This is a genomic window from Telluria antibiotica, from assembly GCF_011682055.1.
Taxonomy (GTDB): Bacteria; Pseudomonadota; Gammaproteobacteria; order Burkholderiales; family Burkholderiaceae_D; genus Telluria; species Telluria antibiotica.
Window position 1 is genome coordinate 131,642 of the sequence record NZ_JAAQOM010000008.1, and the last position, 23,029, is coordinate 154,670.

Annotated in this window: 21 protein-coding genes; 16 read left to right on the forward strand and 5 right to left on the reverse strand. The window is 66.0% G+C overall.

The window, feature by feature from the left end:
- Positions 1–24: 24 nt before the first annotated feature.
- The 12 genes from hisC to cysM all read left to right on the forward strand — a co-directional run bounded on the left by hisC (position 25) and on the right by cysM (position 12,422).
- Positions 25–1,152 (forward strand): histidinol-phosphate transaminase, encoded by a 1,128-nt coding sequence (hisC, locus tag HAV22_RS14610; protein ID WP_166859815.1) that lies wholly within the window; start codon positions 25–27, stop codon positions 1,150–1,152.
- Positions 1,152–2,060 (forward strand): prephenate dehydrogenase, encoded by a 909-nt coding sequence (locus HAV22_RS14615; protein ID WP_166859816.1) that lies wholly within the window; start codon positions 1,152–1,154, stop codon positions 2,058–2,060. The genes hisC and HAV22_RS14615 overlap by 1 nt, the downstream gene beginning before the upstream one ends.
- Positions 2,057–3,388 carry a 3-phosphoshikimate 1-carboxyvinyltransferase gene (aroA, locus tag HAV22_RS14620; protein ID WP_166859817.1) on the forward strand — a complete coding sequence of 444 codons (1,332 nt, stop codon included), beginning with the start codon at positions 2,057–2,059 and terminating at the stop codon, positions 3,386–3,388. Before HAV22_RS14615 ends, aroA begins: the two co-directional genes overlap by 4 nt.
- Positions 3,389–3,523: 135 nt before the next feature.
- The gene (gene cmk / locus HAV22_RS14625) at positions 3,524–4,186 is read left to right on the forward strand and encodes a (d)CMP kinase (protein WP_166859818.1); all 663 of its coding nucleotides are present in this window, start codon (positions 3,524–3,526) and stop codon (positions 4,184–4,186) included.
- Between the two features lie 151 nt (positions 4,187–4,337).
- Positions 4,338–6,044, forward strand: coding sequence for a 30S ribosomal protein S1 (rpsA, locus tag HAV22_RS14630; RefSeq protein WP_166859819.1), 1,707 nt, complete (start codon positions 4,338–4,340; stop codon positions 6,042–6,044).
- Positions 6,045–6,076: 32 nt separating this feature from the next.
- Positions 6,077–6,382, forward strand: a complete 306-nt coding sequence (locus HAV22_RS14635) for an integration host factor subunit beta (protein WP_075795246.1) — start codon at positions 6,077–6,079, stop codon at positions 6,380–6,382.
- A 418-nt stretch (positions 6,383–6,800) separates the two neighbouring features.
- Positions 6,801–7,103 carry a LapA family protein gene (locus HAV22_RS14640; protein ID WP_166859820.1) on the forward strand — a complete coding sequence of 101 codons (303 nt, stop codon included), beginning with the start codon at positions 6,801–6,803 and terminating at the stop codon, positions 7,101–7,103.
- A gap of 32 nt (positions 7,104–7,135) precedes the next feature.
- Entirely contained in the window at positions 7,136–8,311 is a 1,176-nt protein-coding gene (gene lapB, locus HAV22_RS14645; RefSeq protein WP_166859821.1) for a lipopolysaccharide assembly protein LapB, read from the forward strand.
- Positions 8,312–8,326: 15 nt separating this feature from the next.
- Positions 8,327–9,715, forward strand: a complete 1,389-nt coding sequence (locus HAV22_RS14650; RefSeq protein WP_166859822.1) for a UDP-glucose dehydrogenase family protein — start codon at positions 8,327–8,329, stop codon at positions 9,713–9,715.
- A 7-nt stretch (positions 9,716–9,722) separates the two neighbouring features.
- On the forward strand, positions 9,723–10,715 hold the full coding sequence (gene rfaE1 / locus HAV22_RS14655) for a D-glycero-beta-D-manno-heptose-7-phosphate kinase (protein WP_166859823.1): 993 nt from the start codon (positions 9,723–9,725) through the stop codon (positions 10,713–10,715).
- A 203-nt stretch (positions 10,716–10,918) separates the two neighbouring features.
- On the forward strand, positions 10,919–11,383 hold the full coding sequence (locus HAV22_RS14660) for a ComEA family DNA-binding protein (RefSeq protein ID WP_166859824.1): 465 nt from the start codon (positions 10,919–10,921) through the stop codon (positions 11,381–11,383).
- A 136-nt stretch (positions 11,384–11,519) separates the two neighbouring features.
- A complete protein-coding gene (gene cysM / locus HAV22_RS14665; protein WP_166859825.1) occupies positions 11,520–12,422 on the forward strand; it encodes a cysteine synthase CysM in 903 nt (300 codons plus the stop codon).
- 109 nt (positions 12,423–12,531) lie between these two features.
- On the opposite strand, the gene HAV22_RS14670 is transcribed toward cysM, so the two are convergent.
- From HAV22_RS14670 to HAV22_RS14690, 5 genes are all read right to left on the reverse strand, one after another.
- Positions 12,532–12,879 carry a hypothetical protein gene (locus HAV22_RS14670; RefSeq protein ID WP_166859826.1) on the reverse strand — a complete coding sequence of 116 codons (348 nt, stop codon included), beginning with the start codon at positions 12,877–12,879 and terminating at the stop codon, positions 12,532–12,534.
- 440 nt (positions 12,880–13,319) lie between these two features.
- Positions 13,320–14,489: a lytic murein transglycosylase B gene (gene mltB, locus HAV22_RS14675; RefSeq protein WP_166859827.1), complete on the reverse strand. Its 1,170-nt coding sequence runs from the start codon at positions 14,487–14,489 to the stop codon at positions 13,320–13,322.
- Complete coding sequence (locus HAV22_RS14680; protein WP_166859828.1) at positions 14,486–16,471, reverse strand: transglutaminase TgpA family protein; 1,986 nt, start codon at positions 16,469–16,471, stop codon at positions 14,486–14,488. The genes mltB and HAV22_RS14680 overlap by 4 nt, the downstream gene beginning before the upstream one ends.
- Positions 16,468–17,463 carry a DUF58 domain-containing protein gene (locus HAV22_RS14685; protein WP_229421241.1) on the reverse strand — a complete coding sequence of 332 codons (996 nt, stop codon included), beginning with the start codon at positions 17,461–17,463 and terminating at the stop codon, positions 16,468–16,470. Before HAV22_RS14685 ends, HAV22_RS14680 begins: the two co-directional genes overlap by 4 nt.
- 22 nt (positions 17,464–17,485) lie before the next feature.
- Positions 17,486–18,406 (reverse strand): AAA family ATPase, encoded by a 921-nt coding sequence (locus HAV22_RS14690; protein WP_166859830.1) that lies wholly within the window; start codon positions 18,404–18,406, stop codon positions 17,486–17,488.
- 158 nt (positions 18,407–18,564) lie between these two features.
- Here HAV22_RS14690 and HAV22_RS14695 point away from each other — a divergent pair, with 158 nt between their 5' ends.
- From HAV22_RS14695 to HAV22_RS14710, 4 genes are all read left to right on the forward strand, one after another.
- Positions 18,565–19,497, forward strand: a complete 933-nt coding sequence (locus HAV22_RS14695; protein WP_166859831.1) for a histone deacetylase family protein — start codon at positions 18,565–18,567, stop codon at positions 19,495–19,497.
- 198 nt (positions 19,498–19,695) lie between these two features.
- The gene (locus HAV22_RS14700) at positions 19,696–20,571 is read left to right on the forward strand and encodes a hypothetical protein (RefSeq protein WP_208296198.1); all 876 of its coding nucleotides are present in this window, start codon (positions 19,696–19,698) and stop codon (positions 20,569–20,571) included.
- A 279-nt stretch (positions 20,572–20,850) separates the two neighbouring features.
- Complete coding sequence (locus HAV22_RS14705) at positions 20,851–21,726, forward strand: hypothetical protein (protein WP_208296199.1); 876 nt, start codon at positions 20,851–20,853, stop codon at positions 21,724–21,726.
- Positions 21,716–22,999: a choice-of-anchor X domain-containing protein gene (locus HAV22_RS14710; protein ID WP_166859832.1), complete on the forward strand. Its 1,284-nt coding sequence runs from the start codon at positions 21,716–21,718 to the stop codon at positions 22,997–22,999. Before HAV22_RS14705 ends, HAV22_RS14710 begins: the two co-directional genes overlap by 11 nt.
- The last annotated feature ends 30 nt before the right edge of the window (positions 23,000–23,029 follow it).

Sequence of the window (23,029 nt, forward strand, 5' to 3'; positions counted from 1 at the left end):
CACACGTTCAGCCAAGAGAATCCCATGTCGCAATTCGGTCCCGATTACGTCCGCGCCATCGCCCCTTACCAGGCCGGCAAACCCATTTCCGAAGTCGCCCGCGAGTTCGGCCTCGACGAAGCCAATATCGTGAAACTGGCGTCCAACGAAAACCCGTTCGGCGTCCCCGAATCGGCGAAGGCCGCGATGGCCGCCGCCGCGGCGGAACTCGGACGCTACCCGGACGCCAACGGCTTCGAGCTGAAGGCCGCGCTGGCCAAGCGCTACGACGTGCCGGCAGACTGGATCACGCTCGGCAACGGCTCCAACGACATCCTCGAGATCGCCGCCCACGCGTTCGTGCAGAAGGGCCAGGCCGTCGTCTACTCGCAGTACTCGTTCGCCGTGTACGCGCTGGCGACGCAGGGTGTGGGCGCGCGCGGCATCGTCGTGCCGGCGAAGAACTACGGCCACGACCTCGACGCGATGGCCGATGCCATCGACGCGGACACGCGTCTCGTCTACATCGCCAACCCGAACAACCCGACCGGCACGTTCATCTCCGCGGCCGAGATCGAAGCGTTCCTGGCGAAAGTCCCGGCGTCCGTCGTCGTCGTGCTGGACGAGGCGTACAACGAATACCTGGAACCGAAGGACCAGTTCGAATCGACGCAGTGGGTGCGCAAATTTCCGAACCTGATCGTGTCGCGCACGTTCTCGAAGGCCTATGGACTCGCGGGCCTGCGCGTCGGTTTCGCCATCGCGCAGCCGGCCGTGACGGACCTGATGAACCGCATCCGCCAGCCGTTCAACGTCAATTCGCTCGCGCAGGCCGCCGCCATCGCGGCACTGAACGACAAGGCATTCCTGCAGAAGGGTTTTGAAAACAACCGCGCCGGGTACCAGCAGCTGACCCAAGCGTTCGAAGAACTCGGCCTCGAATACGTCCCGTCGTACGGCAACTTCGTGCTCGTGAAAGTGGGCGACGACGACGACGCCGGCGCGCGCGTGAACGTCGCGCTGCTGAAGCAGGGCGTGATCGTGCGCCCGGTCGGCGCGTACGGCCTGCCGCAATGGCTGCGCATCTCGATCGGCCTGCCGGAAGAGAATGCGCGCTTCGTGGAAGCTTTGAAGCGAGCGCTCGACACGACGAGCGCGAGCGCGCCAAGCTGATGCTTACTAAAATTGTCATCGTCGGCGTAGGCCTGATCGGCGGCTCGTTTGCGCTGGGGCTGAAGGCTGCAGGCGCCGTCGGCCACGTCGTGGGCCTCGGGCGCTCCGCGCAGGCGCTGGCGCGTGCGCGCGAGCTCGGGATCATCGACGAAGCGGCCGCGTCGCCGCAGGACGCCATGCGCGGCGCCGACCTCGTGCTGCTGGCGGCGCCGGTCGCGCAGACAGGGCCGATTCTCGCGTCGCTGCTGCCTTACCTGGAGCCGCAGACGATCGTCACGGACGCGGGCAGCACCAAGTCCGACGTCGTGGCGGCCGCGCGCGCGGCGCTCGGTGACCGCGTGAACCAGTTCGTGCCGGGCCACCCGATCGCCGGCCGCGAATCGAACGGTCCGGACGCGGCAATTCCCGACCTGTACCGCGGCAAGAAGACGGTGCTGGCGCCGCTGCCGGAAAATACACCGGAGGCCATCGACAAGGTGGCCGCCGCGTGGCGCACGTGCGGCGCCGTGATCCACCGGCTCACGGCGGAGGAACACGACAAGGTGTTCGCGGCCGTCAGCCACTTGCCGCACCTCCTCGCGTACGCGCTCGTCGACGATATCGCCAACAAGCCGCACGCCGACCTGCTGTTCCAGTACGCCGCCAGCGGCTTCCGCGACTTCACGCGCATTGCCGGCAGCTCGCCGGAAATGTGGCGCGACATCAGCCTCGCGAACCGCGACGCGCTGCTCGGCGAACTGGACGCCTATCTCGCTCAATTGACACACCTTCGCGCGCGGCTCGCCGCCGGCGACGGGGCCGCGCTGGAGGCGACGTATGCCAACGCCCAGCGCGCCCGCCGCGCGTGGAACGAAGCGATCGAAGCCGCGGAAAAACCGCTGGCGCCCGATCAGGAATCTGGAAAATGACACAAGCTAAAATCTATCCGCAGCATATCGACCTCGAACCCGTGATGCGCGTACAGGGCACCGTGCGCCTGCCGGGCTCGAAGAGCATCTCGAACCGCACCTTGCTGCTCGCGGCGCTGTCCGAGGGGACGACCACGATCCACGACCTGCTCGCGTCGGACGACACCAACGTGATGCTGGACGCGCTGCGCAAACTCGGCATCCAATGGGAGCAGAAGGACGAGCGCACACACGTCGTGCATGGCGCCGGCGGCAAGCTGCCCGTTGCGCAGGCCGACCTGTTCATGGGGAATGCTGGGACGGCGATCCGCCCGCTGACGGCGGCACTGGCCGTGATCGGCGGCGATTACACGCTGCACGGCGTCGAGCGCATGCACGAGCGTCCGATCGGCGACCTCGTCGACGCGCTGAACGCCGTCGGCGCCAGCATCGAATACACGGGCAATCCGGGCTATCCGCCGCTGCACATCCGCAAGGGGCACGTGCAACCGGACCGCATTGCCGTGCGCGGCAACGTGTCGAGCCAGTTTCTCACCGCGCTGTTGATGGCCGCGCCGCTGATGGCCGTCGCGCACCCTGTGACGATCGAGGTCGTCGGCGAGCTGATTTCCAAGCCCTACATCGAAATCACCTTGAACCTGATGCGCCGCTTCGGTGTGACGGTCGGCCAGGACGGCTGGGCGTCGTTCACCGTGCAGCCGGGCCAGACGTATCGCAGCCCGGGCAGTATCCACGTCGAGGGCGATGCGTCGTCCGCGTCGTACTTCCTGGCCGCGGGCGCCATCGCGGGCGGCCCCGTCCGCGTGGAAGGCGTCGGCAAGGAATCCATCCAGGGCGACGTGCGCTTCGCCGACGCGCTCGAGCTGATGGGCGCGACGATCACGAAGGGCGACAACTGGATCGAAGCGAAGTCGAACGGCGTGTTGAAAGCGATCGACGCGGACTTCAACCACATCCCCGATGCCGCGATGACGATCGCCGTCGCCGCGTTGTACGCGGACGGCACCAGTATCCTCCGCAACATCGCCAGCTGGCGCGTGAAGGAGACGGACCGCCTGGCCGCGATGGCGACCGAGCTGCGCAAGGTCGGTGCGACGGTGGAGGAGGGCCCGGATTACATCCGCGTGACGCCGCCGGAGACGCTGTCGCCGGCCACCATCGACACCTACGACGACCACCGGATGGCGATGTGCTTCTCGCTCGCGTCGCTCGATGGCGCGGCGCGGCGCGGCAACGCGATGCGCATCAACGATCCCAAGTGCGTGGCCAAGACGTTCCCGGATTATTTCGAAACGTTTTCCGGGATTGCTCAGAACGATTTATCCTGATGTTTTGCGTAGGGTGGGCACCGCTGTGCCCACGCGTGACGTTTGCGTTTCGCCGGCGTTACGCGTGGGCACGTCTCGTTTGAGGCCCCCGGCCTCAAACGCCCACCCTACGTGTTATTGCTGAAAATTTGAATAATGCCGAACACGAACATTCCCGTCATTACGATTGACGGCCCGACCGCCTCGGGCAAAGGCACGGTGGCCCACAAGGTTGCCGACCGCCTGGGCTTCCATCTGCTGGATTCCGGCGCCCTGTACCGCCTGACCGCCTTGTCCGCGCTGCGCCGCGGCACCGACCTGCGCGACGAGCATGCGCTCGCCAAGGTCGCCGAACACCTGACCATCCGCTTCCACGGCGGCCACGTCTACCTCGGCACGGAAGAGGTGAGCAACGCCATTCGCGAGGAAGAAGTCGGCAACACGGCGTCGAAGATCGCCGCGCTGCCCGGCGTGCGCCAGGCGTTGTACGGCTTGCAACTCAGCTTCCGCCAGACGCCGGGTCTCGTGGCCGACGGGCGCGACATGGGAACCGTCATCTTTCCCGGCGCACAGCTGAAGGTGTTCCTGACGGCAAGTGTTGAGGCACGTGCGCAACGCCGGTATAAGCAATTGATTGACAAAGGATTTTCTGCTAATATGGACGATCTGCTGGCGGATTTGCAGTCCCGCGATGCGCGCGATACCCAGCGCGCCGTGGCCCCGCTGATGCCGGCCGAAGGGGCGCACATCCTCGATACCTCGCAGATGACGGCGGACGAAGCCGTCGAACAGGTGCTGGCCTGGTACGCACACCCCTGAACAAGAATAAGTCCCTGTCGTCGAGGGGATGCAGCACGCGCCGTGACAGCGGCGTGTTTTTGGTGCCCGGGGCGTGTTGCCGCGGGTGTGGTTCAACTTGACCCAGTTCAGATCGCATATGGCCGATCTGCTGGCTAACATCTCAAAACTTATGGCTACTGCAGCAAATCAAGATACCGGTATGGAAAGCTTCGCAGCACTCTTCGAAGAGTCGCTGGCGCGTCAAGACATGCGTTCGGGCGAAGTCATCTCCGCCGAAGTCGTGCGTCTGGATCACAACTTCGTGATCGTCAACGCCGGCCTGAAATCGGAAGCTTTCATCCCCATCGAAGAATTCAAGAATGACCAGGGCGAACTGGAAGTCAACGTGGGTGACTTCGTTTCCGTGGCCATCGAATCGCTGGAAAACGGTTTCGGCGATACCATCCTGTCGCGCGACAAGGCCAAGCGCCTGGCATCGTGGCTGGCTCTGGAAAAAGCAATGGAATCGGGCGAGATCGTCACCGGTACCGTGAACGGTAAAGTCAAAGGCGGCCTGACCGTCCTGACCAACGGCATCCGCGCATTCCTGCCGGGTTCGCTGGTCGACACCCGTCCGGTCAAGGACACGACCCCGTTCGAAGGCAAGACCCTGGAATTCAAGGTCATCAAGCTGGACCGCAAGCGTAACAACGTCGTGCTGTCGCGTCGCGCCGTCATCGAGGCATCGATGGGCGAAGAGCGTGCGAAGCTGATGGAAACGCTGAAAGAAGGCACCGTGGTCACCGGCGTCGTCAAGAACATCACCGACTACGGTGCGTTCGTCGACCTGGGCGGCATCGACGGCCTGCTGCACATCACCGACCTGGCATGGCGTCGTGTGCGTCACCCGTCGGAAGTCCTGTCGGTTGGTCAAGAGATCACCGCCAAGGTCCTCAAGTACGATCAGGAAAAGAACCGCGTCTCGCTGGGCGTCAAGCAACTGGGCGACGATCCGTGGACCGGCCTGTCGCGTCGCTACCCGCAAGGCACCCGCCTGTTCGGCAAGGTCACGAACCTGACCGACTACGGTGCGTTCGTGGAAGTCGAACAGGGCATCGAAGGTCTGGTGCACGTCTCGGAAATGGACTGGACCAACAAGAACGTGGCGCCGAACAAGGTTGTCCAGCTGGGCGACGAAGTCGAAGTCATGGTCCTGGAAATCGACGAAGAGCGTCGCCGTATCTCGCTGGGCATGAAGCAGTGCAAGGCGAACCCGTGGGACGACTTCGGCATGACCCACAAGAAGGGCGACAAGGTCAAAGGTCTGATCAAGTCGATCACCGACTTCGGCGTGTTCATCGGCCTGCCGGGCAACATCGACGGTCTGGTGCACCTGTCCGACCTGTCGTGGACGGAAGCTGGCGAAGAAGCCGTGCGCAAGTTCAAGAAGGGCGATGAGCTGGAAGCCGTCGTGCTGGCAATCGACGTCGAGCGCGAGCGCGTCTCGCTGGGCGTGAAGCAGCTGGAAGGCGACCCGTTCAACAACTTCGCATCGCTGAACGACAAGGGCACGCTGGTCACCGGCACGGTGAAATCGGTTGAGCCGAAAGGCGCCGTGATCGCGCTGAACGACGAAGTCGAAGGCTACCTGCGCGCTTCGGAAATCGCTCGTGACCGCGTGGAAGATGCCGGCACCCACCTGAAAGTGGGCGACAAGGTCGAAGCCCTGGTCATCAACATCGATCGCAAGGCACGCAGCATCCAGCTGTCGATCAAGGCCAAGGACAACGCCGAGACCCAGGAAGCCATGCAGAAGCTGGCTTCGGACAACAGCGCAGCAACCGGCACCACGTCGCTGGGCGCTCTGCTGAAGGCCAAGTTCGATAACAAGAACTAAGCAAGGGTTAATCCTTTTCGGAAGCTAAGCAGATGACCAAGTCCGAGCTGATCAACCGCCTGGCCGAGCGCTATTCTCAGCTGGTGGCAAAAGATGCCGAGTTTGCCGTCAAGACCATTCTCGACGCGATGACCAATGCTCTTTCGAGCGGCCAGCGCATCGAGATCCGCGGTTTCGGCAGCTTTGCCCTGAACAGCCGGCCGCCCCGCATCGGCCGCAACCCGAAGTCCGGCGACAAGGTGATGGTGCCCGAAAAACGGGTGCCCCACTTCAAGCCGGGCAAGCAGTTGCGCGAGCGGGTGGATGCGATGGTCGGGCAGCCGATCATCGAAGACTGATTCGTCTGCGACAGATTCAAAACGGCGCCCGCGAGGGCGCCGTTTTTTTTGGGGGCGGAATTCGGGGTCAGAGCACACGTCCGGGGTCAGAGCACATTTTCGAACAATGGACCGAGAAACATTTTTCGTCCGGGCCGCCCCATCGGATCGCATTCCCGAGCGAGAAGATTCACATCGACCGATGCGGCACCTTGTTTCGAAGATCATGCAACAAAAAGTGCTCTGACCCCGAATTCCGGCAAAAAATGCGCTGACCCCGAATTTGAAGTTGTAACCGGGCATTGCATTGCCGATGTCGTGCCGGCAACCCACGTATAATCACGCCGCATGCGCACAACGGCCGGGCCGGCCGTCCTATGAATATCGTTTCAAATATGCGACACTGCGCCTTTGCCGTCTTTCCACTCGGGACCTGCTGATGAAACTCGTCTCCACCATCGTCGGTTGCCTGCTGTTCGTCCTGTTTTTCAGCTTCGCCTTGAAGAACACGCACCAGGTCGACCTGCACTTCTTCCTGAACTACGAGGTGCGGGGGCCGCTGGTGCTGATGCTGCTGGCGTTCTTCATCGCCGGCGCCTTCCTCGGCATCCTTGCCGTGACGCCGACCGTGTTCCGCCACCGGCGCGAAAGCTCGCAGCACAAGCACACGATCCAGGCCCTGCAGAGCGCGGCCGGCACCGCCGCCAACGCGCCGCAGCCGGATGGCGTCACGCCGCGCTGAACGTAATACAAGATCATCAATAAGAACAACATATGGAATTTGAAATCTGGTGGCTGCTCGGCATCCCCGTCTTTTTTTCCCTCGGCTGGATCGCCGCCCGCGTCGACATCAAGCAACTCGTCTCCGAATCGCGCAGTCTCCCGCGCGGCTATTTCAAGGGCCTGAACTTCCTCCTCAACGAGCAGCCGGACAAGGCCATCGACGCGTTCATCGAAATCGTCAAGCTCGACCCGGAGACGGCCGACATGCACTTCGCGCTGGGTAATCTGTTTCGCCGCCGCGGCGAGACGGAGCGCGCAATCCGCGTCCACCAGAACCTGTTGTCGCGTCCGGACCTGCCGATCGAGCAGCAGGTGCACGCGCAGTACGAACTCGGCATGGACTACCTGAAGGCGGGCCTGCTGGACCGCGCCGAGGAAACGTTCAACCTGCTCGTCGATACGCCGTACGGCGTGCAGGCCCGGCGCGCGCTGCTGGAGATCTTCCAGCGCGAAAAGGAATGGCGCCGCGCGATCGCCGCCGCAGAAGGCCTGATGGAATCGGGTGCGGGCGCGTACCACAAGGAAATCGCGCAATTCTATTGCGAGCTGGCGCAGGACGCCCTCGTGCACATGCAGTCGGACGAAGCTAAGGCGCTGCTGGACAAGGCCCTGCAGACCGACCGCAAGAGCGTGCGCGCGACGATGTTGTACGGCGACGCACTCGTGGCCGAAGGCGACACCGAAGGCGCGCTGAAGGCATGGCGCCGCGTCGAGCAGCAGAGCGTGCCGCACGCGGCCTTGGTCGCGACGCGCCTGATGGACGGCTACCGCAAGGTCGGCCGCCCGCAGGAAGGCGTGAACCTGCTGCGCTCCTATCTCGAAGAAGCGTCGTCGATTGATCTGATCGAGGTCGTCTTCAAGGCCGTCATTGAACTCAACGGCGTGGACGCTGCCAAACAGTTGGTGGTCGAAGAACTGCGTCGCAACCCGACGTTGCTGGGCCTCGACAAGCTGCTGGAAGCGCGCCTGATGGACGCGCCGGCGAACGTGTGGGAAGAGCTGTCGATGGTGAAGAACCTGGTGCACGGCTACACACAGAAGCTGGCACGCTACCAGTGCAGCCACTGCGGCTTCAAGGCACGGCAGTATTACTGGCAATGCCCGGGGTGCAGCAAATGGGAGACCTACCCGCCGCGCCGCACCGAAGAACTGAATGTGATGAACTAAGCTTAGAAACTGACCATGAAGATTACGATTATCGGCACCGGCTATGTCGGCCTCGTCACCGGCGCCTGCCTGGCGGAACTCGGCAACGACGTCTTTTGCCTCGACGTCGACCAACGCAAGATCGACCTGCTGAACAACGGCGGCATCCCCATCCACGAACCGGGCCTGGAAGAAGTCGTCGCGCGCAACCGCGCGGCCGGGCGCCTGCAGTTCTCGACGGACGTCGCGGCCAGCGTCGCGCACGGCCAGCTGCAGTTCATCGCCGTCGGCACGCCGCCGGACGAAGACGGCTCCGCCGACCTGCAATACGTGCTCGCCGCGGCCCGCAACATCGGTCGCCACATGAATGGCTACAAGGTCATCGTCGACAAGTCCACGGTGCCCGTCGGCACGGCCGACCGCGTCGCCGCGGCGCTCCGTGAAGAGCTTTCCGCCCGGGGGGCGGAAAGCAAAGGCGCGCTGGACGAGTTGGAATTCGCCGTCGTGTCGAACCCGGAATTCCTGAAAGAGGGCGCCGCCGTCGAGGACTTCATGCGTCCGGACCGCATCGTCATCGGCACGGACGACACCCCCGCGGGCCTGCGCGCGCGCGACCTCATGAAGTTGCTGTACGCGCCGTTCAACCGCAACCACGAGCGCGTGTACTGGATGGACGTGCGTTCGGCCGAGTTCACGAAGTACGCGGCCAACGCGATGCTCGCGACGCGCATCTCGTTCATGAACGAACTGGCGAACCTGGCCGACCAGGTCGGCGCCGACATCGAAGCCGTCCGCCACGGCATCGGTTCCGACCCGCGCATCGGCCACAGCTTCCTGTACGCAGGCGCCGGCTACGGCGGCTCGTGCTTCCCGAAGGACGTGCAGGCGCTCGAGCGCACGGCGCGCCAGTACGACCAGGAACTGCTGATCCTGCGCGCCGTGGAAGCCGTCAACGACCGTCAGAAGCAGGTGCTGGGCCGCAAGGTCGTGCAGCGCTTCGGCGCAAACCTGACCGGCATGAAATTCGCCGTCTGGGGCCTCGCATTCAAGCCGAACACTGACGACATGCGCGAGGCGCCGTCGCGCGTGCTGCTGAAGGAATTGATCGAGCGGGGTGCCACGGTCGCCGTGCACGACCCCGTCGCGATGGAAGAAGCGCAGCGCGTGCTGGCGCTCGACCTCTCCGCAGACCAGCTGGCACGCATCGCCTTCAAGGCGACGCCGATGGACGCACTGGACGGTGCGGAAGCCCTCGTGATCGTGACCGAGTGGAAGGCATTCCGCAGCCCCGACTTCGAGCAGATCAAGGCGCGCCTGAAGCAACCCGTGATCATCGACGGCCGCAACCTGTTCGAGCCGCCGCTGATGACGGGCCTGGGCATCGAGTACCACGGCATCGGCCGTTCGGTCCTGACGGGCAAGTGAGGCGCGCATGACCGGTACCATTTCAAGCCGCCTGCTGCCGACCGACAGCTACCGCCACGCCGAAGCCCCGAAGCTGGACGGCGTGCGCCTGCTCGTCGTGGGCGACGTCATGCTCGACCGCTACTGGTTCGGCGACGTGTCGCGCATCTCTCCGGAAGCGCCGGTGCCCGTCGTGCGCATCGAGCGCCGCGAGGAACGCCTGGGCGGCGCCGCCAACGTGGCGCGCAACGCCGCGGCCCTCGGCACGCATTGCGGCCTGCTGGGCGTCGTCGGTGCCGACGAAGCCGGCGACCAGGTCGAGAAGATCCTGCGCGAATCCAGCATCCACAGCTACCTGAAGCGCGACGAGGCGATCTCCACCATCATCAAGCTGCGCGTGATCGGACGTCAGCAGCAGATGGTACGCATCGACTTCGAAGAGGCGCCCACGGAAACGATCTTGCGCGACAAGCTCACGCAATTCAAGGCGCTGCTGCCCGACTACGACGTCATCATTCTGTCCGACTACAACAAGGGCAGCCTCGTGAACGTGGCCGAGATGATCCGCGCCGCGCGCGCGGCCGGCAAGACCGTCATGGTCGATCCGAAGGGCGACGATTTCACGCCGTATGCCGGCGCGACGATGCTCACGCCGAACAAGTCGGAACTCAAGCGCATCGTCGGCAGCTGGAAGACCGAAGAGCAGCTGACGGAAAAGGCCCAGAAGCTCCGCGAGGACCTCGGCCTGGAAGCGCTGCTGCTCACGCGCTCGGAAGAGGGCATGAGCCTGTACACGGCGAACGAAGTACTGCACGTCCACGCGGACGCGCGCGAGGTGTTCGACGTGTCGGGCGCCGGCGACACCGTCATCGCGACGATGGCCGCCATGCTGGGCGCCGGAGCGCCGCTGCCGGAAGCACTGGCGACGGCGAACCGCGCGGGCGGCATCGTCGTCGGCAAGCTGGGCACGGCCACGGTCACCCGCGACGAGTTGTTCGCACATCGGCGCAAGAACGATTGATTTTGCCGGCGCCGTAGCGCCGTAGGGTGGGCACCCCTGTGCCCACGCGTGACGTTCGCGATATGCTGGCGTAGCGCGTGGGCACGGGGTGCCCACCCTACTTGATGAGCCCCACATTTTCTCGTCAACCTACCGACGCTCCCATCCGTTATGGCACCAGGCAGCCATTCCAGGCCGCCATTCCACGATAACGGAGAAACGAGATGATCAAGAAGCTGTTGCTTGCAGTCGCCACGCTGGTGGCCTCGATGGGCTTTGCGTTCGCCCAGGTCGACGTCAACAAGGCCGATGCCGCCGCGCTGGACTCGGTCAAGGGCGTCGGCCCGGCCATGTCGAAGACGATCATCGACGAGCGCACGAAGGCCGGTCCGTTCAAGGACTGGGCCGATTTCCAGAAACGCGTGAAAGGCGTCGCCGACAAGCGCGCGACCCAGCTGTCGAAAGCCGGCCTGCAGGTGAACGGCCAGTCGAAGGAAGGCGCGCCGATGACGGCGACGGCACCCAAGGCCGCCAAGGCCGATATGAAGGCCGCCAAGGCCGACATGAAAGCCGAGAAGGCCGACATGAAGGCCGAGAAAGCCGACATGAAGGCCGCCAAGCCGGCCAAGATGGGCACCAAGCCGGCCGACACCAAGGCGAAGCCGGAGGCCGGCAAGTCGGCCAGCTGACCGGCTCCCTGCACGCTCCGAACCCCGCCATGCGCGGGGTTTTTCTTTGCCGGGCCGGCGCACCCCGACCCCGTCCCGTACGCGCCGATCCAAGTCGGATTAGAATGGCGCTTTCGCGTTCGCAAAAGAGTAGGCAATGGCATACAAGACCATCGAAGACACGATCGGCAATACCCCGCTGGTGCAACTGGTACGCATCCCCGGGCCGGAAGCGGCGGCCCGCAACAACGTCATCCTCGGCAAGCTCGAAGGCAATAACCCGGCGGGCTCCGTGAAGGACCGCGCGGCGATGTCGATGCTGCGTGGCGCCGAGGCGCGCGGCCAGATCAAGCCCGGCGACACGCTGATCGAAGCGACGAGCGGCAACACGGGCATCGCGCTGGCGATGGCGGCCGCGATCCGCGGCTACAAGATGGTGCTGCTGATGCCGGACAACCTGTCGGTCGAGCGCCGCCAGAGCATGGCCGCGTACGGCGCCCAGATCATCCTCACGCCGAAGACGGGCGGCATGGAATACGCGCGCGACCTGGCCGAGCAGATGCAGCGCGACGGCCAGGGCATCATCCTCGACCAGTTCGGCAACCAGGACAATCCGCGCGCCCACTACGCGACGACGGGGCCGGAAATCTGGCGTGACACGGAAGGCCGCGTCACGCACTTCGTCAGCGCGATGGGGACGACCGGTACCATCATGGGCGTGTCGCGCTACCTGAAGGAACAGAACGAGGGCATCCGCATCATCGGCGCGCAGCCGGAAGAGGGCTCGTCGATCCCCGGCATCCGCAAGTGGCCGGAAGCCTACCTGCCGAAGATCTTCGACAAGTCGCGCATCGACCAGGTGGAAAGCGTGACGCAAGCCGCGGCCGAACAGATGGCGCGCCGCCTGGCGGCCGAAGAGGGCATTTTCTGCGGTATTTCCGCGGCCGGCGCCTGCGAAATCGCGTTGCGTATTTCGCAGACGGTCGAGAATGCGACGATCGTGTTCATCGTCTGCGACCGCGGCGATCGTTATTTGTCGACCGGCGTGTTCCCCGCCTGATCGTGTGCCCGGCGCGGGGTGTGGCGCTGGGTTTTTCTAGCCGCATTAATGCGGGTACATCTCGCTCCGGTGCGGCGGCGTCAATGGCCGCCGTCCGGGTTGGCGCAGATCATTGCTCGGCGCCGGCGCCACCTGCGCTGTCTTTGTCTTTCGGCTTGAACTGCTTGTCGCTGATGCGGAACTTGGCACGGCGGTCGCCCATCAGGTAGCGCAGGTCGCGGATCGACAGGTCCGACACTTCGTGCATGCGGATCAGCAGCGAGGCGCCGACGGGCAGGCGGTGGTGGCGGATCTTCGAGATCACCGGCGGCGCGACTTCCAGTGCGCGCGACAGCGCTGCGTCGTTCTTCAGGCGCAGGTTCTCGATCAGCGTGTCGAGCAGGCGATTCGGGTTGTATTGCAGCAGTTCGTCGTTTTCCGAATCGCTGTTCATATCGATACCGACTTGGTTCGTCATGATTCAATTCCTATGAGGGTTCGTCAGGGGCTCACGGCGCACGTCCAGATCCGTCGGGATGTGAAAGTGTCTACTAAATTATACAACTAATTTCAAATTTAGTACTTAAGAGCAATAAAATCCGGGGCTTTTGTTGGGTCCGTTGTTCAATCACAACAATAGCCTCAATGCAATTCTCTCACAAACTCACGGCGTAGATAATTGTTTTTTATTTAAACTTAAGTGTAAAGCAATTATCGATGCGTCGACGCACGATTAGGAATTGAGTGGTGGAATGACAACTTGTGAGGGGGTATCGGGGCAAGCGGCTGTTTCCTAGAAGAACTGTTAAGCGGAAACGGCGATACCCCGGGGGAGTATAGCATTGTCACGGCGTCATGAACTCGACCGTATTTATGACAATGCTGTTACAAACTGATACAAAGTTGTTGCTCTGAGCACTACATTGCGCGCGCCAAACGGACCGCGCGGCCCAGTTCGACGACGGACATGGCATAGAAATAACTGCGGTTGTATTTAGTGATAGCAAAAAAGTTAGCATTCACTACCCAATACTCCGTCGGGTCGCCGCCGTTTTGTAAATCGACGAGACCGTACAGCCGTCCGTCCGGCAACGTCGTGCGCGTGGCAACGCCGGCGCTGTCCAGGTCGGCCGGACGGTAGCGCGCTTCCAAGCCGCCCACGAGCCCTTGCCACGCGAGGCTGGGTGCCACGTCGGCCGGGAAGACGGCCGGGCCCGTGCTGTTGCGATCCCAGCCGTGCTGGACGAGGAAGTTCGCGACGCTGCCGATTGCATCCTGCGCGGAGCCGCGCAAGTCGACGAGCCCGTCGCCATCGAAGTCCACGCCGTACTTCAGGATACTGCTCGGCATGAACTGCGGCATGCCGACGGCGCCCGCAAACGAGCCCAGCAGAGAAAACGGATCGATGTGTTCCTTGCGGGCCAATAGCAGGGTGCTTTCCAGCTCGCCGCGGAAGAACGCCATGCGGTCTTGCCGGTTTGGCGCTTCCGGATACGCGAAGGCGAGGGTGGTCAGCACGTCGACGATGCGGAAGCGCCCCGTGTCGCGCCCGTAGATCGTTTCGACGCCGAGGATGCCGACGATGATCTCGGCCGGCACGCCATACGTGGCCTCCGCGCGCGCGAGGGTGTCCGCGTTCTCGTTCCAGAAGCGCACGCCCGCATTGACGCGGATCGGTTCGATGAAGCGGTCGCTGTACGCGCGCCAGTTCTTCGGCTTGCCCGGCGGGGCCGGTTTCACGAGTTGGACGGCCGAATCGAGGAAGCGCGCGCGTTTGACGACGTCCTCGATGTACGCGCGGTCGAAGCCGTTGCGCGTCACCATCTCGTCCTCGAACTCGCGCACGGCCTGCCACTCGCCGAAGTTGACGGCCTCGCCGTCGTAGTCGATGGCCGGGCGGGGCGGCGCGGCGACGGCCTTGGCGGCTTTGCGCGACGTCCTTGTCTTGGCGGTCTTGCCAGTCTTGCCGGCCTTGGTGGATTTCGCCTTGGCGGCATGGGCATGGTGCAACGAGGACGCGGCGACCGCATCCGCCGCTCCCCCGGCGCCGATGGCCAGGGCTAGCAGCAGTGGAACGAAGGATTTCATCGAACTCGGGACAGCAAATCTCTCAGGATGGGAACGAGGCCGGTGCCTGGACTCTGCGGTCCGTAGCGGTAAGCGCTGTACCGGCGCAGGAATTCTGTCGCCGCCGCGCTCGGTTCCGGCGCCAGGCCGGCGCCATCGAGGCGGTCTGCGTACGCGGTCGGACCTTCGTCCGGCGCGCGCGGCAGGCCCAGCTGGCCGAGGCGCTGGCACAGCACCGAGTATAGCGCATCGACCGGGTCGGCTTTTCGCCGCTGCGAGAATTTTTTTACCAGGAACAACAGCGCACAGAGCATGGCGATCAGCGCCAGGCTTTGCCAATGGGACAATCCTTCCTGCAAGCGGTCGACGAGGCGCTGCTGGCGCTGCGGCGTGTAATTCAGCACCCACTGGTTCCAGCCATTGTTGACGGCGCCGATCGCGTAGCGGATGCGGCCCAGCAGCGAGCCGGGATCGGGCTGCAGCAGCCCGGCCAGGCCGTCGAGGCCGAACGGCGCCATCGGCGGCAGCGCGCGCGCCAGGCTGTGCTGTACGCGTCCCGGCGCCACGGCGGCCGTCGGGTCGATCCGCACCCAGCCGCGGCGCGGCAGCCACACTTCGGCCCAGGCGTGGGCATCCGACTGGCGCACGGTCAGGTAGCCGTCGATGGGATTCAGGTCGCCGCCCTGGTAGCCCGTCACGACGCGCGCCGGCACGCCGGCCGCACGCATCAGGAACACGAACGCGCCCGCGTAGTGCTCGCAAAAGCCGGCCCGCGTGCCGTACAGGAAATCGTCGATGGAGTCGGGGCCCGGCAGCAGCGGCGGCCGCAAGGTGTAGACGAAGCCGTCGCGCGCAAACTGGCGCAGTACGGCCGCCACGCGGCGCGCCGGATCGGGCTCGGCCGCCAGCGCCTGGCCGGCCGCGCGGGCGCGCGGATCGACGCCGTAGGGCAGGCTCAGCCACTGTCCGTCGACGGTCGCCGTGTCCGGCTGCAGGCTGTAGTGGACGTAGGACGCGAGGCGGTAGCGCACGCGGTCCGAGACCGGCGCGAGCGCCTGGAATTCTAGCTCGTCCGACAGGGCGACGCCGCGGCCGGGCAGTTCGGGCAGCGCGCGCGGCATCTCGAGTGCGAACAGCCAGCGCGTGTTCGACGGCTCCAGCGTGACTTCGTAACCGACCGGCTTGCCGCCCACGGACAGCGACAGCGGCTGCGCGTGCCGCGCCGGCCTCACGCGCGTCCAGGTGCGGCCGTCGTAGTCGCCCAGCACGGGACCGCGCCAGTACAGCTGCGGTTGCGGCGGCACCGGACCGTCGAATTTCACGCGGAACGCGACGTCTTCCGACTGCGCCAGGTCCGACATCTGGCCGGGCGCCATGTTGTCGGACAGGCCGGTCCTGGCCGCGTGCGCATCGTCCGGCATGCCCCACAGCGGGCCTTCGATGCGGGGAAACAGCACGAACGCGGCGCCGGCCAGCGGCAGGGCGAGCGCAAGCACCTTCGCACCCATCCACAGGCGCGTGCGCAGCGGCGGGACGGCGCCCGTCAGCTGGAACGACAGCTGCGTGGCCAGCAGCGCGACGATGGACGCGAGCATCAGCATCGCGGTCGGGATCGACTGCGAATAAAAGAAATTCGTCAGCACGAGGAAATAGCAGAGGAACACGACGACGAACAGGTCGCGCCGCGCATGCATCTCCAGCATCTTGAACGCGACGAGCAGCACGAGCATGGCGACCCCCGCGTCGCGCCCCAGCAGCGTGTGGTACTCGCGCAGCACGCCCGCCATCGCGGCCGCCGCCAGCGGCACGAGGACGAGGTTCGACGGCAGCCGCCGGCCCAGCAAGGTGACGCCGGCGCGCCAGGACAGCGTCGCGCCACACAGCGCGCTGACCCACGCGGGCAGGTGGGCCGCATGCGGCACCAGCACGAGCAGGCTCGCGGCGACGAGCAGGAGCGTGTCCTGCTTGTCGCGCGACAGCGGCGCCGGCAACGCGAGCCTCATGGCGCGTCCTCCGCGATGCCGTACAGCGCCAGCGCGCGCAGGCACGCGGCTTCGTGCGCCGTGCCGAGGCTCGTGTCGTAGCGGATGCGGCCGAGGCGGAACGCGTACGGCAGCGCGCGCTGCTCCGCTTCCAGCACCCAGCGGGTCATGCGCGCGAGCCGCAGTTCGACGTCGAGGTGCGGCGGCAGTGCATCGAAGTCGAGCTCGAGGTCGTCGACGGTGCCGCCCTCGAAATGCTTGGTGACGAGCGGCCCGCCCAGCGCCGGGTCGAGCCGCGCGATCTGGCGCCAAGCGAGGTGGCGCAGCGCGTCGCCCGGCTGGTAGGCGCGCACGCCCGCGAAATCGTCGCTGCCCGTGCTGCCCGCGCCGTCCGGACTGGGCCGGCCCAGCATCGGCAACGGCGGGGCGTCCTGTTCGGGGAAGGGGTAGACGAGGGCGCGGCTGTCCGGCTGCCACCAGCTCCACGCGCGGAACAGGCCCAGCGGGAATTGCGTGGACAGGCGCACGCGCGGCGCCCGCATCCACCCGCGCGCCCGCGTGGGCGCGCGCAGCACGAGCGCCGTGCTGGCGCCGTCCGCGACGTCGACGGCCTGGCGCGGTTCGGCGACGTGTTCGAAATCGATCCAGACGGCGTAGCGGGCGAGGCGTGTGGGATTGTCGACGCGCAGCTCGAACGGCGCGTCCTCGCCCGCGAACACGGCTGGCGCGCGGCCGGGGCTCAACACGAGGCCGGCCAGGTTGCGTGTCGTCTGCACCATGTCGATGACGGCGCAGGCGCCGGCGACGAACGTGAGGCCGAAGCCGAGGCCGAGGCTGTAGTTGACGGAGCCGACCAGCAGCACGAGCAGCAGCGCGGCAAAGCCGAGCCCGGCGCGCGTGGGCAGGATGTACACGCGCCGCTGGCTGAGGAACACGCTGCCCGCGTCGCGCGCCGTCGCGCGCGCACGCCACAGGGCGCGCTTGCGGTCCAGCCATCCGCGCGGTCGCGTCATCGTGCCGGCTGCGTGTGCCATGTCATACGGGGACCAATTTCTGCAGTTGGAGGACGAGGTCGCGGCTCGCCATCGCCACGCCCTGCGCCGACCGCAGGGGCCGCAGGCGGTGCGCGCACACGGGCACGAGCAGCGTCTGCACGTCTTCCGGGATCACGTGGTCGCGGCCTTCCAGCGCGGCCCAGGCGCGCGCGGCCTGCAGCAGCGCCAGCACGGCGCGCGGCGACAGCCCTTCCGCGAACAGCTTGCCCGAACGCGACGCCTGCGCCAGCGCCTGGAGGTAGTCGACGAGCGCGGCGGACGCGTGGATCGCGCGCAGCGAGCGCTGGGCATCCACGAGTTCTTCCGGCCGCATCACGGGTTCGATCGTCTTCAGCATGGCGCGCCGGTCTTCGCCCATCAGCAGGGCGCGCTCGGCGGCGGGGTCCGGATAGCCCAGCGACAGGCACATCAGGAAGCGGTCCAGCTGCGATTCCGGCAGGGGGAACGTGCCGACCTGGTGCGCCGGGTTCTGCGTCGCGATGACGAAGAACGGCTCCGGCAGCGCACGGGTGACGCCGTCCGCCGTGACCTGGCGTTCTTCCATCGCTTCCAGCAGGCCGGATTGCGTCTTCGGGGTCGCGCGGTTGATCTCGTCGGCGAGCAGCACCTGGGTGAAGATCGGCCCCGGGTGGAACACGAAGCCGTTCTTTTCGCGCTCGTACACGGAGATGCCTGCGACGTCGGCCGGCAGCAGGTCGCTCGTGAACTGGACACGGTTGAACTTCAGGCCCAGCGACAGTGCCAGCGCGTGCGCCAAAGTCGTCTTGCCGACGCCGGGGACGTCGTCGATGAGCAGGTGACCACCGGCCAGCAGGCAGGCGACGGCGAGGCGGACCTGCTGGTCCTTGCCGACCACGATCTGGCTGACCTGGCGCGCGGCGGCATGCAATTTGTTGAACATGGATGGCTTCCGGTGGTCGTTCGGGCGGCAGGGCGGGCAGGCGTGGTAGATTAGCGCTGTTAGCCATCCGTATGCCTGCGTCGCCTGCCTTTCCCATCGATTCTATGCGAGAACGGGCGGGCACGTGTCACGGATGAGCGCCACGCGCAACCACGACCATGAGCACAGCCATTTACAGCCACCCGGACTGCTCCCTGCACGAGATGGGCAGCTGGCATCCCGAATGCCCCGAGCGCCTGCGCGCCATCGAGGACCAGTTGATCCTCGCGCGCCTGGACGGTCTCGTCGAGCGCGCCAGCGCGCCTCTCGCAGACGAGGCCGACATTCTGCGCAACCACACGCAGGAAGCGCTCGACCGCGTGCGCGCCAACCTGCCGACAGTGCCGGGCGAACGGTATCCGCTCGACGGCGACACCTTGCTGTGCAAGGACAGCTACCGCGCCGCCCTGCGCGCCGCGGGCGCCGCCGTCGCCGCGACGGATGCCGTCGTCGCGGGCACGATCAATAACGCGTTCTGCGCCGTGCGCCCGCCCGGTCACCATGCGCGGCCATCGGAGGCGATGGGCTTCTGCCTGTTCAACAACGTCGCCATCGCCGCCCGCCGCGCGCTCGACGTGCACGGGCTCGAACGGGTCGCCATCATCGACTTCGACGTCCACCACGGCAACGGCACGGCCGAGTCGTTCAAGGACGACCCGCGCGTGCTGATGGCCAGCTTCTTCCAGCACCCGTTCTATCCGTACACGGCGCCGGAGCCCATCACGGCCACCAGCGTCAACGTGCCCGTGCCCGCGTACAGCGGCGGCGACGTCGTGCGCAAGATCGTCGCCGAGCAATGGCTGCCGGCGCTGCATGCCTTCCGTCCGCAGATGATCTTCATCTCGGCCGGCTTCGACGCCCACAAGGAAGACGACATGGGGAACATGGCGCTCGTCGAGGCGGATTATGCGTGGATCACGCACCGGGTCGCCGACGTCGCGCGCCTGTACGCGGGCGGGCGCATCGTCAGCTGCCTCGAGGGTGGCTATGCGCTGTCGGCGCTGGGCCGCAGCGTCGTCGCGCACGTCAAGGCGCTCGCCGACCTCGACTAGCACAGCGCGCACGGCCGAGTTGTTTTGTCGTCCGGGCGGCACCGTTCCGGCCCGCTCGACAATTGACACCTCCATCCCGCCGCCATACATTGGATCGGCTGCAGGTCCATGCCTGCCATCCTGCCCGCAAGCACGGAAAGCAGCGGCAACATCGAACCAGACGACGTTTGCAACGATACGGCGGAGACGGAGGGAGAGATGAAACTGATGCGCTGGCTGATAGCGCTGTGCCTGCTCGCGATCACGGGACTGGCATCGGCGACGAACTACACGCTGTGGATCAACGGCCGCAACGGCGGCGGCACGATCGGCAACTACGACAGCTTCACGTACTGGGGCCCCGCATCGACGGCGGCCGGTGTCAACAAGAAGGCCGTCAACTGGGACGGCTACAACAGCATTGCCTCGCAGAACTACCGCATCCGTTACGCCCTCGACTGCTTCTGTACCGGCAATAACTGGTGCTATATCGCGACACACAGCGCGGGCGACCTGATGCTGGGCTACGTGCTGGCCAACTACGGCGGCTCGGCGCGCATGAAGAAGAACGCGGCGCCGAATTCGTCGGGCATATGCGGCAACAGCGACGGCACGTCGCAGACCGGGTGGAACATCAAGTGGGTGCGCGCCGCGGCCGGCGCGGCCGGCGGCTCGGAACTCGCCGACTACGGCTCGTGGGCCGTGTCCGACCCGCTCACGCAGGACCTCAAGACGACGACGGCGCGCGCCATGTACAACCACAACGTCACGCGCGGCATCTGGTTCTACATGTACGCGGGCGCCCGCGGCGCGGCCTATTCCGCCATCCTGCCCGGCCAGGACGACGAGGTCGTCGCCTACCACAGCTCGGGCGGCGTGTCGGGCAGTTCCGGTGGGGCCTACTGCAACCCGAGCGACTGGTTCTGCAACGACCTGACGCTCGGCACCAGCAACAACCAGGGAGGCAGTGCCAAGTGGAGTTACCACTCGGTGTCGTTCCGCGACGACGGCGAGTCCTACAACCACTACACGAACGGTAATTGGGAGGGCATCGTGTCCGTCGTGCGCGGCGCGATGGTGAACAGTGCCTACTAGCTGTCCGCGTATGCGCATGGTGGGCACGGGGTGCCCACCCTACGGCAGCGGCTTATACGTAGGGTGGGCTCTCCGAGCCCACCATCTGTGTTCCGCTGCGACGCGTGCCTCCACTGTCGCGTCGCACCGTTGCGGCAGGAGCCACCCGCTTGGCTCCTGCCGCAATTGACACTCCGTTCTCGCGGTCCTACATTGGATCGGCTGCAGAGCCACGGCCACAAGCCCGGCCCGCAGCCGCAACATCGAACCGCACGACGACATAACGACAACGGAGGAGAGATGAAACTGATGCGCTGGCTGATGGCGCTGTGCCTGCTCGGGATCACGGGCATGGCATCGGCGACGAACTACACGCTGTGGATCAACGGCCGCACGGGCGGCGGCACGATCGGCGACTACAACAGCTTCACGTACTGGGGCCCCGCATCCACGGCGGCCGGTGTCAACAAGAAGGCCGTCAACTGGGACGGCTACAACAGCATCGCCTCGCAGAGCTACCACATCCGCGACGCCCTCGACTGCTTCTGCACGGGCAGCAACTGGTGCTATATCGCGACGCACAGCGCGGGCGACCTGATGCTGGGCTACACGCTCGCCAACTACGGCGGCTCGGCGCGCCAGAAGAAGAACGCGGCGCCGAATGCGTCGGGCGTGTGCGGCAACAGCGACGGCACGTCGCAGACCGGCTGGAACATCAAGTGGGTGCGCGCCGCATCCGGCGCGGGCGGCGGTTCCGAACTGGCCGACTACGGCTCGTGGGCCGTCTCCGACCCGCTGACGCAGGACCTCAAGACGACGACGGCGCGCGCCATGTACAACCATAACGACACGCGCGGCATCTGGTTCTACATGTACGCGGGCGCGAAGGGCACGGCGTATTCCGGCATCCTGCCCGGGCAGGATGACGAGGCCGTCGCCTACCACAGCTCGGGCGGCGTTTCCGGCAGTTCCGGCGGCTCGTACTGCAATCCCAGCGACTGGTTCTGCAACGACCTCACGCTCGGCACTGCGGCCAACGAAGGTGGCAGCCTGAAGTGGAGCTATCACTCCGTCTCGTTCCGCGACGATAACGAGTCGTACAACCACTACACGAACGGCAACTGGGAAGGCATCGTGTCCGTCGTGCGCAACGCAATGGTGAACAGTGCCCTCTAGCGGTCCGCCCGACCGGCCGCGTCCGCCGCGGCCGTCCCGCCCGCCGCGGCCGTGGCTGCGCGGGCTGGCGCTGGGCGCGGGGGCCGTCGCCGTCGTGGCGCTGCTCGCCTGGAGCGCCATGCAGGGAGACGCGCCCGCGCCCGTGGTGGCGACCGCGCGGTCCACCGCGCCGGGCGCGCCGCACTTCTTTGGGCCCGTGCCGACCGGCGGCCCGCCGCCGCCGGGCGACCGCGCGGCCCAGCGCCGGCTGCTCGTCGAGAACGTGCAGCTGACCGACCACACCTATTGCAGCTACCGTACGGCGAGCCAGTACCCGGTCGGGTCGCGCCCGATGACGGAGAACCCGGACCAGAACCGCCCGAACGACCCGGTCACGTCGACGAACGCGATGCGCGCGGAGGGTGGAGGCACCGATGGCCGCATCCAGCTGCAGACGTCGCAATCGCGCGTCTACATGGCGTCGGGCGAATCGGTGGCGTTCTCGCTGCGCGCCGTCGACGCCGACGGCAACACGCTGCCCCTCGTGATCACGCGGGCCCTTGCGGAAGGCATCACGTACCGCGGCGCGCGCACGACGCCGCAGGTGTCCGTCCCGTTCGTCGACGACGGCACGGGCGCCGACCCCGTCCCGAATGATGGCGCCTTCGCCGGCGTGCTCGCACCCGCGCAGACGGGCCTCGCGTCGTTCAACGGCACCATCCGCACCGAAGTGCGCTACAACGCGGGCGGCAAGAATGGCGTCGTGCAGTTCGACGTCATCTACACGCCGGAGCTGCCGGGCACGTGGGCGGGGCCGCCGCGCGAAGCCGTCGAGGAAGGCTCGCTCGTGTTCCACCTGCCGCTCGACGTGCGCATCCCGGGCCGCTACATCGTCAACGGCCGCGTCGACGATGCGCGCGGCCGTCCGGTCGCGCTGCTGACCTTCAACGACGTGCTGGGTCCGGGCCCGAACGACGTCAGGCTGGCGATGTTCGGCAAGCTGCTGCGCGACGAGGCGCCCGTGGCACCCCTGACGTTGCGCGACGTCGACGGCTACCTGCTGAAGGAAAATACGGATCCCGACCGTGCGCTGCTGCCGCGCCTGCAGGGCAAGGTGCTCACGGCCGCGGCGCACCCGTCGAAAGGCTATTCCGACGCCGAATGGGAGAGCGAGGAACGGTCGCGCTACCTGACGGAATACGGCAAGGACGTGCGCGAAGCACGGGCCCGCCTGGCCGCGTTCGACCCGGCCGCGCCGCCACCACCCAGCGAGTGCATCCCCGCGACACGTTGAGCCCTCGTTCCCGCAGCGTCCGTCAATACG

What these genes read in the sequence shown, in the direction of transcription:
- aroA (WP_166859817.1), top strand. Translation starts at nt 2,057, where the DNA reads ATGACACAAGCTAAAATCTATCCGCAGCATATCGACCTCGAACCCGTG.
- HAV22_RS14660 (WP_166859824.1), top strand. Translation starts at nt 10,919, where the DNA reads ATGATCAAGAAGCTGTTGCTTGCAGTCGCCACGCTGGTGGCCTCGATG.
- rfaE1 (WP_166859823.1), top strand. Translation starts at nt 9,723, where the DNA reads ATGACCGGTACCATTTCAAGCCGCCTGCTGCCGACCGACAGCTACCGC.
- HAV22_RS14640 (WP_166859820.1), top strand. Translation starts at nt 6,801, where the DNA reads ATGAAACTCGTCTCCACCATCGTCGGTTGCCTGCTGTTCGTCCTGTTT.
- mltB (WP_166859827.1), bottom strand. Translation starts at nt 14,489, where the DNA reads ATGAAATCCTTCGTTCCACTGCTGCTAGCCCTGGCCATCGGCGCCGGG.
- HAV22_RS14615 (WP_166859816.1), top strand. Translation starts at nt 1,152, where the DNA reads ATGCTTACTAAAATTGTCATCGTCGGCGTAGGCCTGATCGGCGGCTCG.
- HAV22_RS14690 (WP_166859830.1), bottom strand. Translation starts at nt 18,406, where the DNA reads ATGTTCAACAAATTGCATGCCGCCGCGCGCCAGGTCAGCCAGATCGTG.
- hisC (WP_166859815.1), top strand. Translation starts at nt 25, where the DNA reads ATGTCGCAATTCGGTCCCGATTACGTCCGCGCCATCGCCCCTTACCAG.
- HAV22_RS14695 (WP_166859831.1), top strand. Translation starts at nt 18,565, where the DNA reads ATGAGCACAGCCATTTACAGCCACCCGGACTGCTCCCTGCACGAGATG.
- HAV22_RS14700 (WP_208296198.1), top strand. Translation starts at nt 19,696, where the DNA reads ATGAAACTGATGCGCTGGCTGATAGCGCTGTGCCTGCTCGCGATCACG.
- cmk (WP_166859818.1), top strand. Translation starts at nt 3,524, where the DNA reads ATGCCGAACACGAACATTCCCGTCATTACGATTGACGGCCCGACCGCC.
- HAV22_RS14635 (WP_075795246.1), top strand. Translation starts at nt 6,077, where the DNA reads ATGACCAAGTCCGAGCTGATCAACCGCCTGGCCGAGCGCTATTCTCAG.
- HAV22_RS14685 (WP_229421241.1), bottom strand. Translation starts at nt 17,463, where the DNA reads ATGACGCGACCGCGCGGATGGCTGGACCGCAAGCGCGCCCTGTGGCGT.
- HAV22_RS14650 (WP_166859822.1), top strand. Translation starts at nt 8,327, where the DNA reads ATGAAGATTACGATTATCGGCACCGGCTATGTCGGCCTCGTCACCGGC.
- HAV22_RS14670 (WP_166859826.1), bottom strand. Translation starts at nt 12,879, where the DNA reads ATGACGAACCAAGTCGGTATCGATATGAACAGCGATTCGGAAAACGAC.
- rpsA (WP_166859819.1), top strand. Translation starts at nt 4,338, where the DNA reads ATGGCTACTGCAGCAAATCAAGATACCGGTATGGAAAGCTTCGCAGCA.
- lapB (WP_166859821.1), top strand. Translation starts at nt 7,136, where the DNA reads ATGGAATTTGAAATCTGGTGGCTGCTCGGCATCCCCGTCTTTTTTTCC.
- HAV22_RS14680 (WP_166859828.1), bottom strand. Translation starts at nt 16,471, where the DNA reads ATGAGGCTCGCGTTGCCGGCGCCGCTGTCGCGCGACAAGCAGGACACG.
- HAV22_RS14705 (WP_208296199.1), top strand. Translation starts at nt 20,851, where the DNA reads ATGAAACTGATGCGCTGGCTGATGGCGCTGTGCCTGCTCGGGATCACG.
- cysM (WP_166859825.1), top strand. Translation starts at nt 11,520, where the DNA reads ATGGCATACAAGACCATCGAAGACACGATCGGCAATACCCCGCTGGTG.